Genomic DNA, 14,903 nt, shown 5'->3' with positions numbered 1-14,903 from the left:
TATGAGTTTTTTAAGCGCCGAAGGCGTCTCTCACGGCTACTCCCCGAGGCGGTCGCTGTTGCACCGTCGCCCGGCCCGGCCCGTGCTGTCAGAGGTGTCGCTTGAGATCGAACCGGGCGAAACCCTGGGGCTTCTCGGGCGCAGCGGCTGCGGCAAGAGCACCCTGGCGCGCCTGCTCACCGGACTCGAAACGCCAAGCCTGGGCACGGTGCGTTTTCAAGGCAACGCGTTATCCAACCTCGACAAACCCGGCTGGCAGGCGTTTCGCCGCCAGGTGCAAATGGTGTTTCAGGACCCGCAGAACGCGGTGAACCCGCGCCTCACCGTGAGTGATATCATCAGCGAGCCGCTGATTCACCTCACCGACCTGGACCGTGCCCAGCACCCGGCCCGGGTGGCGGAGCTTCTCGACGCCGTCGGCCTGGCCCGCCGGTTTGCCCGCCGCTACCCGTTCGAACTCAGCGGCGGTCAGCTTCAGCGCGTGTGTATCGCACGGGCACTGGCGCCCCGGCCGTCGCTGATCGTGCTGGATGAAGCGGTCTCGAATCTGGATCTGCACCTGCAGCTCCAGATGCTCGAACTCTTCACCGCTTTGCAGCGCGACGTCGGCGTGGCGTTCTTGTTCGTCACTCACGATCTTCGTCTGGTCGAGCGCTTCTGCGCACGGGTACTGGTCATGGGCGCCGGGCGGCTGGTCGAGGACCGCCCCGTCACCTCGCCATTGACGCTGACCTCACCAGAGGGGCAGGCGCTTTTCCAGGCGGTGCTGCCGGCGTTTCCCGTTCAAATGACGTCATTACGGGAACGACTCCCACTTGAGAGTGTCTCTTGAGCGCAACGCTCTACCTATAAAGGATGTGTCTTCATGAAAAAATTCGCCCTATTTCTGAGCCTGGCCGCGGCCCTGACCACCCAGGGCGCCTTCGCTCAAAGCCAGGCGTGCTCGTCCGAGGCGCTGATGGCCGCCAACCAGAACGTGTACGACCAGCTGGAAGCCTACGCGGCCAACCAGATGCAGCAGGGCAAAACTGCCGAGGAGCTCACCGCTGACATGGAAGCGATCACCAGCGCCGGCGGCGTTCAGGACGTACTTTCTCGCCATCAGGACGAGCTCGAACTGATGGAGCCAGGATCAGGTCACGAGCCCTCCCAGGCGCTATGTGACGACATGTACGCCATGATCGACGACATGCAGGCCGAGCTCGACGCCCGCCAATAACCGGTCACACCTTTGCGGTGTCGTTGCCTGCGCGGCACCGCTTGAATAACGCCCTCCCCGCCTTAATATCATGTGCCATGCTTGTTTTATTCTTTCCCTAGCAGAGCGCAGAACGTGACATGTCGATTATTGATCCCCGCACCGGAAATACGCTGACGGCCGAACCCGCCGCCGACACTGCCGCCAGCGGCAGCCGGCCCGCCGTCGCCCGCGACGATGTGATCATCGAGCTGAGCGCGGCCAACATTCAGAAAGTGCTGGAAGCCTCGAGCCAGGTACCGGTGCTGCTCGACAGCTACTCGCCGGCCAACGAGCCCTGCCAGCAGCTGATCAGCGTGCTCGAAAAGCTGGCGCTGGAGTACGGCGGCGCCTTCCTGCTGGCCAAACTCGACGCTCAGGCCAACCCGGAGATCGCCGCACAGCTCGGCGTGCGCTCGGTGCCGGACGTCAAGCTCGTAAGCCAGGGCGGCCTGGTCGATGGCTTCCAGGGGGCGCTGCCGGAAAAAGAGGTGCGTGAGTGGCTCGGGCGCTACATTCAGGCCCCGGAGGATGCACCGGCCACGCCCGAAGAGCAGGCCGAAGCGGCGCTGGCCGAGGGTGACACCGCCACCGCCAGGGAGATCTACCAGACGCTGATCACCCAGTACCCGGAGTACCACGCCTACCAGGTAGCCATGGCGAAGGTGCTGGTGGCCGAGGGCCAGCGCGACGAGGCGCGCAGCGTGCTCGACAACTTGCCGCCGGAAGAGCGCGAAGGAGCAGCCGCCCGCGGCGTACGCGCCAGCATCGAATTCAGCGAGCAGGCCCTCACCGCCGAGGAAATCGCCGCCCTGGGGGATCGCGACGACAGCGAAGCGCGCTACCAGCGCGCCCTGCGTCAGGTCGCCGACGGCGACTACGATACGGGCCTTGAAGGGCTTCTGACGCTGATGAAGTCCGATCGCGCCTATAACGATGACGCCGCGCGCAAGACGCTTTTGCAGGTGTTCGACGCCCTCGGCGCCGACCACCCGTTGACCGTGGCCTACCGTCGCAAGCTCTTTGCGCTGCTCTACTGAGCCGCGGGTCCGAGCACCGCGTCGAGCCGCAAAAGCGCCGCTTCGAGCTCGGCGCCCGTGGTGCCGAAATTCAGGCGCAGAAAGCCGGGGCGGCCAAACGCCGCTCCGTCGGAAAGCGCCACTCCCGCTTGCTCCTTGAGCGCTTGATAGGGCGAATCGCCCAGATTCGCCCGGCGCACGTCGAGCCACGCCAGATAGGTCGCCTCCGGGACGCTTAGACTCACCCCGGGCCAGCGGGCAACATACTGCTTTAGCATGTCGCGGTGGCCGCGCAGTACCTCGAGCAGCGCCTGGCGCCAGGGCTCGCCCTGACCATAGGCGGCGTCGGCGGCCACCAGCCCCAACACGTTCACCTCCGGAAGCCACCCCTTACAGGCCATGGCAAAGCGCTGGCGAAGCGTGGCGTCCGGAATCACCGCGCAGGCGCTCGAGAGCCCTGCCAGGTTGAAGGTCTTGGACGGCGCCCAGAGCGTGATCGTGCGCCGGGCGAGCTCCGGAAACAGTGCGGCCAACGGGCGGTGTTGCGCACCCTCCTCGAGTAGAAGATCGCAGTGCAGCTCGTCGGACACCACGAAAAGATCGAAGCGCGCGACCAGCTCGGCCAATCCTTCAAGCTCTTCATGGCGCCAGACGCGGCCGGTCGGGTTGTGCGGGTGGCACCAGAGCAGCAGGCGCGTCTCTGGCGTGATGGCAGCTTCCAACGCTTCGAGATCGAGCCGCCAGGGCTCGCCGGGGCTGGTGGGTTCGGCGAGTCTTGCCTGCTGACTCACGCGCCCGGTACGCTCGGCCACGGCCAGAAACGGCGGGTAGATGGGCGTGGCGGTAAGCACGGCGTCGCCGGGCTTTGTCAGCGCCAGCGTGGCGAAGTGCAGTGCGGGCACCACGCCGGGCAGCCAGTGCTGCCACTCGGCCTCGATCGGCCAGTCGTAGTGTGCCGCGCTCCAGTCACAAAGCGTCTTCTTGAGCGTTTCGGGCACCTCGCCGTACCCATACACGCCGTGGGCGACGCGGCGCTCGAGCGCCTCGATCACCGCCGGCGGCGAACGAAAGTCCATGTCCGCCACCCACAGCGGCAGGATGTCGGCGCCGTAGCGGTGCCATTTTTGTGACGAGTAGCCCCCTTCGGGGTGGCGCCGCTCGACAGGCGTGGCAAAATCGAAGCCCATGAGAGTTCTCACTGATTGCGAAAGGATTGACGACGAGCATGGCGCAAAACGACTTTTACACCAGGATGCGCGCGGGACTGGCGGCGCTTTTACGCCAGTGGCGCTCGCTGGGTCAGGCGGATGCCGACCAGCTGGCACTCATTCTGGCGGAAACCGCGCGGGTCGCCAAGCTGGGCACGCCGGACGCCACGCCCAGCGGGCGGGATCTCGAGCGCTGGAGCGATGACACCGAGGGCACCATGCCGCTTTGGGCACCGCGCACCGCGGTTTTTTTGCTCAATCAGATGCCTGCCCGCCCGACGCCGCAAAGCGATGAAGAGGCGTGCGCCTGGGCCTACTGCTGGCTCAAGAACCGCGCGTTCGATTCACAAGAGGCCGCTCGCGCCGCCCTGCCCGCCCACCTTCAGGCCCCGCTCGAGCAGGCGCTCGACGCGGCCTGGCGCGACCAGCAGGGCCTGCGCCTGATCTAACCCGCCGCGCCGGTGGATCCGGCGTGTCTCTTCGTTTTCATTACCCCGTCTTCATGCTCCTCGTTTTTACTACCGGCTGTTCGTTTCCGGCTTTTCGCCCGCCTGTATACAAAGTGCTTATATGACGCGCCGCGAATATAAACGACCATGGAGTGCAGAGTGGCAGCGCCGACCCGCTGGCGACGCGCATCGATGCCTGCGCTTAGCGCTTGCGCACCGGCGATTTCGGCTTGAATCCGGCGGGCTTGGTGGACAGCCACTCGACGAAGGCACGAATGTCCGGGTCCTGGGCCAGCGACTCGACGCTTGGAAAGCGGTCGGCCAGCTCGCGCTCGCTGTAAAGCCGGTGAAGGTGCTTGTGGCAGGGGTGGCAAAGCCAGGCAATGGCGGTCAGGCGCTCCTCGCGGCTGTAGCGTTTTCGATAGCGCGGCTTGTTGTGCAGCGTACGGGGAATCAGGTGGTGCTTGGTGAGCGCTGCGGCTCGATGGCATAGCTCGCACTGCGCCGGTTTGGCGGGCGGCGACAGCGAATGGCCGGATGAGGACGCGGTATCCACGAAGCCTGGATCTCCTGAACGAAGGAACTTAAACATCATTAATACGTATAAGGATAATCGAGAATGCTGGAAGTTCCTCTCAGCTGGCAGTTGGCCAAGATTGCCGCCTCGGTAAGTATGGTGCTGGGCCTGGGCGTCATCGCGGTGCGCGTGAGCCCTCGGGTCGCGGGGCTTTTGGCGGGCTATCCGCTGGGCACGGCGCTGGCGCTTTTTTTCATTGGCCTTGAAATCTCACCGCTCTATGCCGCGCAAAGCGCGGTCCATACTCTGGCAGGCTTTACCGCCACCATGGCCTTGGGCGCGGGCTACTGGCTTTGCGGGCGAACGCCCGGTATGAGAGGCGTCTTGCTGGGAACCTGCGGAGGCCTGGCGGCCTGGTTCGCCGTAAGCCTGGTGCTCGCTCAGTTCGATTTCACGCGGCTCTCCGGCACGCTTGTAACGCTGTGCGCCATCGTGGTGTTCAGTCTTCTGTTTCGGCGTATTCCCGACAGCGTGGCGAGCGCCCGAGCGCCGTTCTCCTGGCGGGCGCTTTTCGCGCGCGCGCTGCTGGCAACGGCGATCATTTTCGTCATTACCACGCTGGCTCACTGGGTACCGACCGCCTGGGCGGGGACGCTGGCCGCCTTTCCGATCACCATGCTGCCCTTTTTGCTGATTCTTCATCTGAGCCAGGGGCCCGCCCCGACCGCCACGGTCATCAAGCACTACCCCATGGGGCTTGGCTCGCTCTGGAGCTATGCGCTGTGCGTTTCCTATACTTACGACGCCTGGGGGCTGGTGCCTGGAACGCTGGCAGGCTTTCTGGTCGCAACGCTCTGGCTTCTTGGTTGGATGAAGCTTCAACGCTGGTGGAGCGCACGCCGGCTCAAAGCAAGGCCCGGCGTTTGACCAAACGCGACCAGGCATCTATGCCAGGTATTCCACTCTGTAGAAGGGACGCCCATGTTCACACGCACCATCGACCCCGCTTTTTACGACACCGATGCGCTCGGCCACATCAACAACACGCGCCTGCCCGCCTGGTTCGAGCTTGCGCGCAACGACCTGTTCACGCTGTTCACGCCGGATCTCGACCCCAAAAAGTGGCGCCTGATGATGGCGCGCATGGAAGTCGACTACCGTGCTGAACTGTTTTACGGTCACCCCGTCGAACTACGTACCTACCTGACGCGCTTGGGCAACAGCTCGTTCACGGTGACTCAGGAAGCGCATCAGCTGGGTAAACTGACCAACGTGGGCCACACCGTCATGCTGCAATACGATCATCAGGCCAAGCGCGCGCTGCCCATCGAAGGCGAGCTGCGAGCCGCTTTGGAGGCGCACCTGCAGGACGCGCCCGCCTGATCCACCGCCCGCCGGGCGCAGGAGAGACCATGGCCATACGCTACAACCTTTGGCTCGAGCCGGACAACACGGCCAGACACAAGACCGTGGAGGCGGACCTGGAGCGCTATTTCGTGGAGCGTTTCGCCGACTATCCGCATATCCGCTTGTTCGGCGCCGACCCCTACGATTATGATGCCCCGTTCAATCGTCTGTATGACGTGCTGATCGCGCGCGCCGCCGAGTACTGCGAGCGCACCTGGTCCTACGTCGCCTCCCCGGAGCAGCTCAACCGCTGCTTTTTCCGCGCCGTGGGCCGCTCCAATAAATTTGTTCGAGACGAGCAACGCTAAGAGATTTTTTGATGGTAATCCGTACCGACCACGCCCCCACCGAGCACCAGCTTGAGATCATCACCCGACAGCTGGGCCGGGCGCCCCGCGGTATCGAAGCCGTCGCCGCCGAAGACGAACACGGCACGCCCCTGGCGCTGCGCATGGCGCCGATCGTCGACGGCAAGCCCTTCCCCACGCTGTACTGGCTCTGCTCGGACGTGCTCAAGATCGAAATCTCGCGGGTCGAGGCGGTCGGGGTGATCAAGTCGCTGGAGCAGCGCCTGCAGGAAGAGCCCGAGTTTCTGGAGCGCTACCGCCAAAGCCACCGTGACTACGTCGCCGCGCGCTGGTCGTTCATGAGCGAGTCGCAGCGCAGTGAGGTCGAGCGTCTTGGCTATCGTGAGGTGCTCACCGAGCGCGGCATCGGCGGCATCAGCAACTGGCAGCAGATACGCTGCCTGCACACCCAGTACGCCCATCACCTGGGCAGCCACAACGTGATCGGCGCCTGGATGGACGAGCACTACCAGATCGACCGCCACGTCTAGCGCTCTCTTCCCTTCACATAGACCACTGCATTACAGGAATCACGCCATGTCGCGCATCTGCGTTTATCTCGGCTCGCGCGAGGGCCAACGCCCCGCCTTCATGCAAGCGGCCCGATCGCTTGGCGAAACCCTGGCGACGCGCGGCCACACTTTGGTCTACGGCGGCGCGCGCGTCGGGCTCATGGGGGCGCTGGCCAATGCCGCTCTCGAGGCCGGCGGCGAGGTGATCGGCGTGATGCCGACCCATCTGGTCGAACGCGAGCAGGCCCACTTCGGGCTGACCGAGCTGATTCGGGTCGCCAACATGCACGAGCGCAAGGCCACCATGGCGGCCCACGCCGACGCTTTCGTGGCGCTGCCCGGCGGTATCGGCACGTTCGAAGAGCTGTTCGAAATCTGGACCTGGGGGTATCTGGGCCTGCACGAAAAGCCCCTGGCGCTGCTGGATACCGAAGGCTTCTACGCGCCGCTGTTGGCCTTTCTGGACAACACCGTCGAGCACGGTTTTCTAGCGCCGGCCACCCGCGCCATGCTGATGGACGCGGCTACCCCGACAGCGCTCATCGAGGCGCTGGAGAGCGAGCTTAGATAGGCGTTGAGAGAAACGCTCAAGAGGGCCTGGTGCTCACGCCCTGAATATCGGCGCGGGTGCGCTCGAAGGTAAGCTGAAGCAGGCGCGCATCGTCGCCGGCCCGGTGGCGCTGAATGGGCTGGTCGCCGATGATCGCTTCCTTGGTCTCACTCCAAAGCGCCTGCTGGGGTTCGGTCATCAGAATCCGCAGGGCCTCGAGGCGAAAGCGCGGCAGCATGCCGGCGTGATGGAACAGCAGTGAAAGCCAGGTGTTGTCGTAGCCCCAGCTGTCACTGTAGGCCTTGCCAAGCCCGGAAAGCTCGTCATTGAGCCAGCAGGCGACCTGGCGCACCGGGTACCCTTCCTGAAAAAGCCGCTCGCGCGAAATGCCGTGCAGAAGCTCCGCCTTCGGGTCCCAGTGCGTCCACTCGTCAAGCGGCTGTACCAGAAACGCACAGCAGCTCCCATCGGCGCGGGCCAGGCCGATCTCGATGGGATAGCTTCCGCGACCAAAGCCCGAGGCTTCGATATCCAGTACGGTCGGCAGCGGCTCACCTGCAGAGTGTGTCATCGCTTTACCGTCATGCCGCTACCACCTGGGTGGGGTTGGCAATGCTTTCCCAGTAAGCGGAGCGCTCGCGGTCGATGCCAAGCCCCAGCTCGCCGCGCTCATAGGCGCGCGACAGGCGCTCAGCGGCAAGCCGGTGGCCCTTTTGGGCAGCGCGGGCGTACCAGGTCACCGCGTAATCCTCGCGACACGGGTACTGAACGCAGCCGTGCTCGTGAATGCGCGCCGCCTGGTACTGCGACTGAACGTCGCCGGCCTGAGCAGCTTCCAGCACGTAGCGCGCACCCCGCGCCTTGTCCTGGGGCGAACGGCTTTTGTGAAACAGCATCTGGCCGTAGGTGGAGAGCGCATCCGGATGCCCGGCCTCGGCGCAGCGCTTGTAAAGGCGCATGGTCAAACGCTGAGTGCGGGGCGAATGGGGAAGCAACCACCGGGAACGAAACAGCTGTTCGGCCAAACGAAACTCGAGCCGAATAAACAAAGATGATGCCTGCGGCATGGCAAACCACCCTGCCTATCTGTTGAAAGCTTTAGCTAGCCAACCACCTGAATGGCTAACCCTACGGAAAACCGACCCTGGGTCGGCAAATGGGCTGGCAAGCATACGCCTGCCTTCGCTTTGACTCAACCCCCTTCATTTGCCGGTTGAAGCGGGGGTCGCTAACATGCTCTGACGCCATCGCCGCACGGGCGTTGAAGTCCGCCCGTTAGGCCCCTTTACGCCGTCCAGGAGATAAGAATGCAGACCCGTCCACTTGGCAGAACCGGACTCGATGTCAGCCGCCTGTGTTTGGGCACCATGACGTATGGTGAGCAAAACAGCGAAGCCGAGGCCCATGAACAGCTCGACCGCGCCGTGGCGTTCGGCATTAATTTTATCGACACCGCTGAAATGTATCCGGTTCCGCCCAAGGCCGAGACCCAGGGCCTGACCGAAAAGTACGTGGGCAGCTGGCTCAAGGCGCGCGGCGCCCGCGACGACATCAAACTGGCGACCAAGATCGTTGGCCCCGGCGTCGAGCATATTCGCGGCGGCTCGCGCATGAACCGCGCCCACATTCATGAGGCGATCGATGCAAGCCTTGCGCGCCTTCAAACCGACTACGTGGATCTTTATCAGCTTCACTGGCCCGAGCGCAAAACCAACTTCTTCGGTCAGCTTGGCTACACCGCCGCCGATGATCAAGATGCCACACCGTTGAAAGAGACGCTTGGCGCACTCAAGGAGCTGGTCGATGCGGGCAAGGTGCGCGCCATCGGCGTCTCCAACGACACGCCCTGGGGCGTGATGCGCATGCTCCAACTGGCCGAGGAGTTCGACCTGCCCCGCGTGGCCTCGATACAAAACCCCTATAACCTGCTGAACCGCTCTTTCGAGGTCGGCCTTGCCGAAATCGCTCACCGCGAGGACGTCGGCCTTCTGGCCTACTCGCCGCTGGCCTTCGGCGTTTTGTCGGGCAAGTACCTGAACGGCGCTCGCCCTGCCAAAGGTCGGCTGACGCTTTACGAGCGCTTCAAGCGCTACACCTCGCCCCAGGCAGATCAGGCAACTCAGGAGTACGTCGCGCTGGCCCAGAAGCACGGGCTGGACCCGGCGCAAATGGCGCTCGCCTTCATCAACTCGCGGCCGTTCTTGACCAGCAACATCATCGGCGCGACGACCATGGAGCAGCTTGAAGCCAACCTCGAAAGCGAAGCGCTCAAGCTCGATGATGAGGTGCTCGAAGGCATCGACGCGATCCATCAGCGCATCTCCAACCCAAGCCCCTGAGCCCTACCCCGCCAAGCGAACGCTTTGACTATCAACGCCATAGCCCCGGCACTCGCCGGGGCCTGGTATCATGGGCCGCTATTATCTCTTTTATACGCCGCGCTCAAGGAGCTCGCGATGCTAAGCGTCATTTCACCAGCCAAGACGCTGGATTTTGAAACGCCACCTACGACGGACAACGTTACACAGCCGGATTTTATCGAGCAGAGCCAGCCGCTGATCGATATTCTGCGCGACTACTCCCCCCAGCAGATCAGCGAGCTAATGGGCATCAGCGATAAGCTTGCCGGGCTCAACGCTGCACGCTTCAAGGAATGGCAGCCGCCGTTTTCGCTGGACAACGCCAAGCCGGCGGCCCAGGCGTTTCAGGGCGACGTGTATACCGGGCTCGAGGCCGAGTCGTTCAGCGAGACGGATAACCGCTTCGCCCAGAAACATCTGCGTATTCTCTCCGGACTTTATGGGCTTTTGCGCCCGCTGGATTTGATTCAGGCCTACCGACTGGAGATGGGCACCAAACTGCCCAACGCCGCGGGCAAGGATCTTTACGCCTACTGGAAACCGATTCTGACGCCGGCACTTGCCGAGGCGATTGATGAGAGCGGATCAAACGCACTGGTCAACCTGGCCTCCAACGAGTACTTCAAGGCGGTCGACGCTAAAAAGCTCGACGCCGAGATCGTAACGCCGGTATTCAAGGATGAGAAAAACGGGAGCTACAAGATCATCAGCTTCTACGCCAAGAAGGCGCGCGGGCTGATGAGTGCCTGGATCATTCGCGAGCAGGTCAACTCGCCAGAGGCGCTCAAGGCGTTCGATGTGGCGGGGTACGGCTTCGACAAGGCCGCCTCAAACGAGCGCGAGCTGGTCTTTACGCGCCGCGAAAAGGATCGCCCGTAAACGAAAGCGCGCGCCCGGCGCGCGGCTTCAAAAACTGACGGTGGATGCGTTTGAAAAGCGCGGTGTCGCAGCGGTGGAGCCACTCGTAAGCCGCCATGTCGGCGCTTATGCTCACCGCGCCGTGCTGGCCGGCACGCGCTCTTGCAAGCTCGGCCTCTGCCGGGCGCCGGCTTAATGTGGCCTCCACCAGCCAGTACACCTCGAATCCCGCCTCCAAAAACCCCAGCGCGCTTTGCAGCACGCAGATATGCGCCTCCGTACCGCACAGCACGATTTGTCGCCGCCCTGTTTTTTCCAGCGCACGCATGAACGCGGGCTCCTCGGTAATGCTGAAGTGCTGCTTTTCCCACACTTCATACTCACCCAGCGCCTGCGTTAGCGACGCCTCGGTGTGGCCGAGCTGAGCCGGATTTTGCTCGGTCAGCCATACCGGCATGCCGAGCTCACAGGCGACGCCGGCCAGCCACCCGGCTTCACAAATGCCCTGCTCCGCACCGGGAATGACAGGCAACAGCCGCGACTGAAAATCGATGAGTAGAAGCAAACTTTGATCGGCGTGCAAGCGCATGAGCGTGACATTCGTTGGGGAGTGTCGCTCTCTTTTAGCGCGTTCGCCAATAGAGCACAAATCCCAGCGCCATTGCCGGCCGCTGAAACGCGCTGTGGCGCATGGCCGACTTCGGTATGGCGATCCAAGGCACCTGCAGGCGCAATCGCCCGATGAATCGGGCTCCTACAGTAGATCAGGGCGCGATTGCCCTGTAGGAGCAGGCGCTAGCCAGCGATGCGGCGCAACGCGTCGCTTGGGTGGACAGCAGGCACGGTGGCAGCAAATCCCACCCGGGTGGCTGATGCCGCCATCACCCAATGAATCGGGCTCCTGCAGTCGATCGGGGCGCGATTGTCCTGTAGGAGCAGGCGTCAGCCAGCGATGCGGCGCACCGCGCCGCCGGGGCGGCCGACCGGCTCTCCATCCGCGTTTTCCTTTTTCCACGCATAAAAAAAAGCCCCGAACACAGAGTGCTCGGGGCTTTTTCGAATAGGTGCCTGACGATAACCTACTCTCGCATGGGGAGACCCCACACTACCATCGGCGCGTTGCGGTTTCACTTCCGAGTTCGGCAAGGGATCGGGTGGTTCACGCAAGCCATGGTCGTCAGGCGTAACTTTCAATGTATATCGGCTGACGGTTTCGTGATCGTCTCGTTCGACATGAAGCCTTTTGCTTCATGTTCGTGCGTATCCGGTTCCTGCTTCGTTGTCACTGCGGGCCGAACCCCTTGGGTGTTATAGGGTCAAGCCTCACGGGCCATTAGTACACGTTAGCTCAACACCTTGCGGTGCGTCCACACCGTGCCTATCAACCAGCTGGTCTCGCTGGGCCCTTCAGGAGGCTCAAGGCCTCGGGGATGTCTCATCTTGAAGGGGGCTTCCCGCTTAGATGCTTTCAGCGGTTATCCCGTCCGCACATAGCTACCCGGCAATGCCACTGGCGTGACAACCGGAACACCAGAGGTGCGTCCACTCCGGTCCTCTCGTACTAGGAGCAGCCCTTCTCAAACATCCAACGCCCACGGCAGATAGGGACCGAACTGTCTCACGACGTTCTAAACCCAGCTCGCGTACCACTTTAAATGGCGAACAGCCATACCCTTGGGACCGACTTCAGCCCCAGGATGTGATGAGCCGACATCGAGGTGCCAAACACCGCCGTCGATGTGAACTCTTGGGCGGTATCAGCCTGTTATCCCCGGAGTACCTTTTATCCGTTGAGCGATGGCCCTTCCATACAGAACCACCGGATCACTAGAACCTGCTTTCGCACCTGCTCGACGTGTCTGTCTCGCAGTCAAGCACCCTTATGCTCTTGCACTCATTGCACGATGTCCGACCGTGCTGAGGGTACCTTCGTGCTCCTCCGTTACTCTTTGGGAGGAGACCGCCCCAGTCAAACTACCCACCACACACTGTCCTCGACCCGGATGACGGGTCGGAGTGAGAACACCAATGATGCCAGGCCGGTATTTCAAGGGTGGCTCCCTCCGAACTGGCGTCCGGAGTTCCTAGCCTCCCGGCTATCCTACACAGGCAACATCAGTATCCAGTGTGAAGCTATAGTAAAGGTTCACGGGGTCTTTCCGTCTAGCCGCGGGTACACCGCATCTTCACGGCGATTTCAATTTCACTGAGTCTCGGGTGGAGACAGCGTGGCCATCATTACGCCATTCGTGCAGGTCGGAACTTACCCGACAAGGAATTTCGCTACCTTAGGACCGTTATAGTTACGGCCGCCGTTTACCGGGGCTTCGATCAGGAGCTTCGCCCGAGGGCTAACACCATCACTTAACCTTCCGGCACCGGGCAGGCGTCACACCCTATACGTCCGCTTGCGCGTTGGCAGAGTGCTGTGTTTTTACTAAACAGTTGCAGCCACCTGGTATCTTCGGCCGGTTCGGGCTCGGGGAGCAAGTCCCTTCACCCTACGCCGGCGTGCCTTCTCCCGAAGTTACGGCACCATTTTGCCTAGTTCCTTCACCCGAGTTCTCTCAAGCGCCTTGGGATTCTCACCCTGACCACCTGTGTCGGTTTGGGGTACGGTCGCACATGATCTGAAGCTTAGAGGCTTTTCCTGGAAGCGTGGCATCAGTGACTTCCGGCCCAAAGGCCGTTCGTCTCGCATCTCGGCCTTGAACGCCCGGATTTGCCTGAGCATTCAGCCTACCTGCTTTCACCGGGACAACCAGCGCCCGGCTCACCTAGCCTTCTCCGTCCCCCCATCGCAATCATGTCCGGTACGGGAATATTGACCCGTTTCCCATCGACTACGCCTTTCGGCCTCGCCTTAGGGGCCGACTCACTCTGCTCTGATTAGCATCGAACAGAAACCCTTGGTCTTCCGGCGGGGGAGTTTTTCACTCCCCTTATCGTTACTCATGTCAGCATTCGCACTCGTGATACCTCCAGCAGACCTCTCGATCCACCTTCGTCGGCGTACACGACGCTCCTCTACCGCGCATCCATAAGGATGCACCCGTAGCTTCGGTACCTGGTTTAGCCCCGTTACATCTTCCGCGCAGGCCGACTCGACCAGTGAGCTATTACGCTTTCTTTAAAGGATGGCTGCTTCTAAGCCAACCTCCTGGCTGTCTGAGCCTTCCCACATCGTTTCCCACTTAACCAGGATTTGGGGACCTTAGCTGACGGTCCGGGTTGTTTCCCTTTTCACGACGGACGTTAGCACCCGCCGTGTGTCTCCCACGCTGCACTCACCGGTATTCGGAGTTTGCCTCGGGTTGGTAAGTCGGGATGACCCCCTAGCCGAAACAGTGCTCTACCCCCGGTGGTGATACGTGAGGCGCTACCTAAATAGCTTTCGAGGAGAACCAGCTATCTCCGGGCTTGATTAGCCTTTCACTCCGATCCACAAGTCATCCAAATCTTTTTCAACAGATCCTGGTTCGGGCCTCCAGTTGATGTTACTCAACCTTCACCCTGCTCATGGATAGATCGCCCGGTTTCGGGTCTATATCCAGCGACTGGTCGCCCAGTTAAGACTCGATTTCTCTACGCCTCCCCTATTCGGTTAAGCTCGCCACTGAATATAAGTCGCTGACCCATTATACAAAAGGTACGCAGTCACAGAACGAGTCTGCTCCCACTGCTTGTACGCACACGGTTTCAGGATCTATTTCACTCCCCTCGCCGGGGTTCTTTTCGCCTTTCCCTCACGGTACTGGTTCACTATCGGTCAGCCAGGAGTATTTAGCCTTGGAGGATGGTCCCCCCGTCTTCAATCAGGGTTTCTCGTGCCCCGACCTACTCGATTTCACTGTGCTCGGATTTCGGCTACGGGACTATCACCCGCTATGGTCAGACTTCCCAGACTGTTCGCCTATCGATTGCACAACTTAAGGGCTGGTCCCCGTTCGCTCGCCGCTACTGGGGGAATCTCGGTTGATTTCTTTTCCTCGGGGTACTTAGATGTTTCAGTTCCCCCGGTTCGCCTCGTATCCCTATGTATTCAGGATACGATACCGACCTTGTGGTCGGTGGGTTTCCCCATTCAGAGATGTCCGGGTCACAGGTCGTTTGCCACCTCACCGGACCTTATCGCAGGCTTCCACGTCTTTCATCGCCTCTGGCTGCCTAGGCATCCACCGTGTGCGCTTCATTGCTTGACCCTATAACCCGAAGGAGTCCGGGCCCGCAATGACAACGATTGCCGGATACGCTTGAGACGTATCACAAAACAATTGCGTATCGAGATCACGTCACGATTACAGGAGCCGAAGCTCATGTCACCGTATCGTCATTCGATACTGTCAGCATGATATACATTGTTAAAGAGCGACTGCCATAAGCAGTGACAAGCGTTTTTTCACGTTAAAAAAAGAAGACCTTTAGGGATTTTTCTTTTG

16 protein-coding genes and 2 rRNA genes are annotated in these 14,903 nt (G+C 61.6%); 11 read left to right on the top strand and 7 right to left on the bottom strand.

Going from position 1 to position 14,903, the window contains the following annotated elements; genetic code table 11:
- The first annotated feature begins 1 nt into the window (after position 1).
- From nikE to RN346_RS02125, 3 genes are all read left to right on the top strand, one after another.
- Entirely contained in the window at positions 2–832 is an 831-nt protein-coding gene (nikE, locus tag RN346_RS02135; RefSeq protein ID WP_311961978.1) for a nickel import ATP-binding protein NikE, read from the top strand.
- A gap of 33 nt (positions 833–865) precedes the next feature.
- Positions 866–1,219, top strand: a complete 354-nt coding sequence (locus tag RN346_RS02130; RefSeq protein ID WP_263585264.1) for a hypothetical protein — start codon at positions 866–868, stop codon at positions 1,217–1,219.
- 119 nt (positions 1,220–1,338) lie between these two features.
- Positions 1,339–2,277: a tetratricopeptide repeat protein gene (locus RN346_RS02125; RefSeq protein WP_311959801.1), complete on the top strand. Its 939-nt coding sequence runs from the start codon at positions 1,339–1,341 to the stop codon at positions 2,275–2,277.
- Here the strand turns inward: RN346_RS02125 and RN346_RS02120 are convergent.
- Positions 2,271–3,443 carry a PatB family C-S lyase gene (locus tag RN346_RS02120; protein ID WP_311961977.1) on the bottom strand — a complete coding sequence of 391 codons (1,173 nt, stop codon included), beginning with the start codon at positions 3,441–3,443 and terminating at the stop codon, positions 2,271–2,273. The genes RN346_RS02125 and RN346_RS02120 overlap by 7 nt on opposite strands.
- 38 nt (positions 3,444–3,481) lie before the next feature.
- On the opposite strand from RN346_RS02120, the gene RN346_RS02115 reads away from it, so the two are divergent.
- The gene (locus tag RN346_RS02115; RefSeq protein ID WP_263585267.1) at positions 3,482–3,913 is read left to right on the top strand and encodes a hypothetical protein; all 432 of its coding nucleotides are present in this window, start codon (positions 3,482–3,484) and stop codon (positions 3,911–3,913) included.
- A gap of 202 nt (positions 3,914–4,115) precedes the next feature.
- On the opposite strand, the gene RN346_RS02110 is transcribed toward RN346_RS02115, so the two are convergent.
- Entirely contained in the window at positions 4,116–4,469 is a 354-nt protein-coding gene (locus RN346_RS02110; protein WP_311959796.1) for a hypothetical protein, read from the bottom strand.
- A 63-nt stretch (positions 4,470–4,532) separates the two neighbouring features.
- Here RN346_RS02110 and RN346_RS02105 point away from each other — a divergent pair, with 63 nt between their 5' ends.
- From RN346_RS02105 to RN346_RS02085, 5 genes are read left to right on the top strand one after another with little or no spacing between them, the layout of a single operon-like run.
- Positions 4,533–5,357 carry a hypothetical protein gene (locus RN346_RS02105; protein WP_311961976.1) on the top strand — a complete coding sequence of 275 codons (825 nt, stop codon included), beginning with the start codon at positions 4,533–4,535 and terminating at the stop codon, positions 5,355–5,357.
- Between the two features lie 54 nt (positions 5,358–5,411).
- Positions 5,412–5,813 carry a thioesterase family protein gene (locus RN346_RS02100; protein ID WP_263585270.1) on the top strand — a complete coding sequence of 134 codons (402 nt, stop codon included), beginning with the start codon at positions 5,412–5,414 and terminating at the stop codon, positions 5,811–5,813.
- Between the two features lie 29 nt (positions 5,814–5,842).
- On the top strand, positions 5,843–6,145 hold the full coding sequence (locus RN346_RS02095; protein WP_252109432.1) for a hypothetical protein: 303 nt from the start codon (positions 5,843–5,845) through the stop codon (positions 6,143–6,145).
- An 11-nt stretch (positions 6,146–6,156) separates the two neighbouring features.
- Positions 6,157–6,675 (top strand): DUF501 domain-containing protein, encoded by a 519-nt coding sequence (locus RN346_RS02090; RefSeq protein WP_263585271.1) that lies wholly within the window; start codon positions 6,157–6,159, stop codon positions 6,673–6,675.
- A 46-nt stretch (positions 6,676–6,721) separates the two neighbouring features.
- On the top strand, positions 6,722–7,267 hold the full coding sequence (locus tag RN346_RS02085) for a TIGR00730 family Rossman fold protein (RefSeq protein WP_311959788.1): 546 nt from the start codon (positions 6,722–6,724) through the stop codon (positions 7,265–7,267).
- A gap of 16 nt (positions 7,268–7,283) precedes the next feature.
- On the opposite strand, the gene RN346_RS02080 is transcribed toward RN346_RS02085, so the two are convergent.
- Entirely contained in the window at positions 7,284–7,817 is a 534-nt protein-coding gene (locus tag RN346_RS02080) for a hypothetical protein (protein WP_263585273.1), read from the bottom strand.
- A gap of 10 nt (positions 7,818–7,827) precedes the next feature.
- Positions 7,828–8,313: a tetratricopeptide repeat protein gene (locus RN346_RS02075; protein ID WP_263585274.1), complete on the bottom strand. Its 486-nt coding sequence runs from the start codon at positions 8,311–8,313 to the stop codon at positions 7,828–7,830.
- Between the two features lie 240 nt (positions 8,314–8,553).
- Between RN346_RS02075 and RN346_RS02070 the strand changes: the two genes are divergently transcribed.
- Positions 8,554–9,585: an NADP(H)-dependent aldo-keto reductase gene (locus RN346_RS02070; RefSeq protein ID WP_311961975.1), complete on the top strand. Its 1,032-nt coding sequence runs from the start codon at positions 8,554–8,556 to the stop codon at positions 9,583–9,585.
- A 117-nt stretch (positions 9,586–9,702) separates the two neighbouring features.
- The gene (gene yaaA, locus RN346_RS02065) at positions 9,703–10,485 is read left to right on the top strand and encodes a peroxide stress protein YaaA (RefSeq protein WP_311961974.1); all 783 of its coding nucleotides are present in this window, start codon (positions 9,703–9,705) and stop codon (positions 10,483–10,485) included.
- Here yaaA and RN346_RS02060 read toward each other — a convergent pair.
- From RN346_RS02060 to RN346_RS02050, 3 genes are all read right to left on the bottom strand, one after another.
- Positions 10,457–11,053, bottom strand: coding sequence for an isochorismatase family protein (locus RN346_RS02060; RefSeq protein ID WP_311961973.1), 597 nt, complete (start codon positions 11,051–11,053; stop codon positions 10,457–10,459). The two genes, yaaA and RN346_RS02060, sit on opposite strands and share 29 nt — an antisense overlap.
- A gap of 477 nt (positions 11,054–11,530) precedes the next feature.
- A 5S ribosomal RNA gene (rrf, locus tag RN346_RS02055) occupies positions 11,531–11,646 on the bottom strand.
- A gap of 130 nt (positions 11,647–11,776) precedes the next feature.
- Positions 11,777–14,666: ribosomal RNA gene (locus RN346_RS02050) — 23S ribosomal RNA — on the bottom strand.
- Between the last annotated feature and the right edge of the window lie 237 nt (positions 14,667–14,903).

Source organism: Halomonas sp. PAMB 3232, assembly GCF_031954225.1.
Classification (GTDB): Bacteria; Pseudomonadota; Gammaproteobacteria; order Pseudomonadales; family Halomonadaceae; genus Vreelandella.
This window is presented reverse-complemented; position numbering and strand designations above follow the sequence as displayed.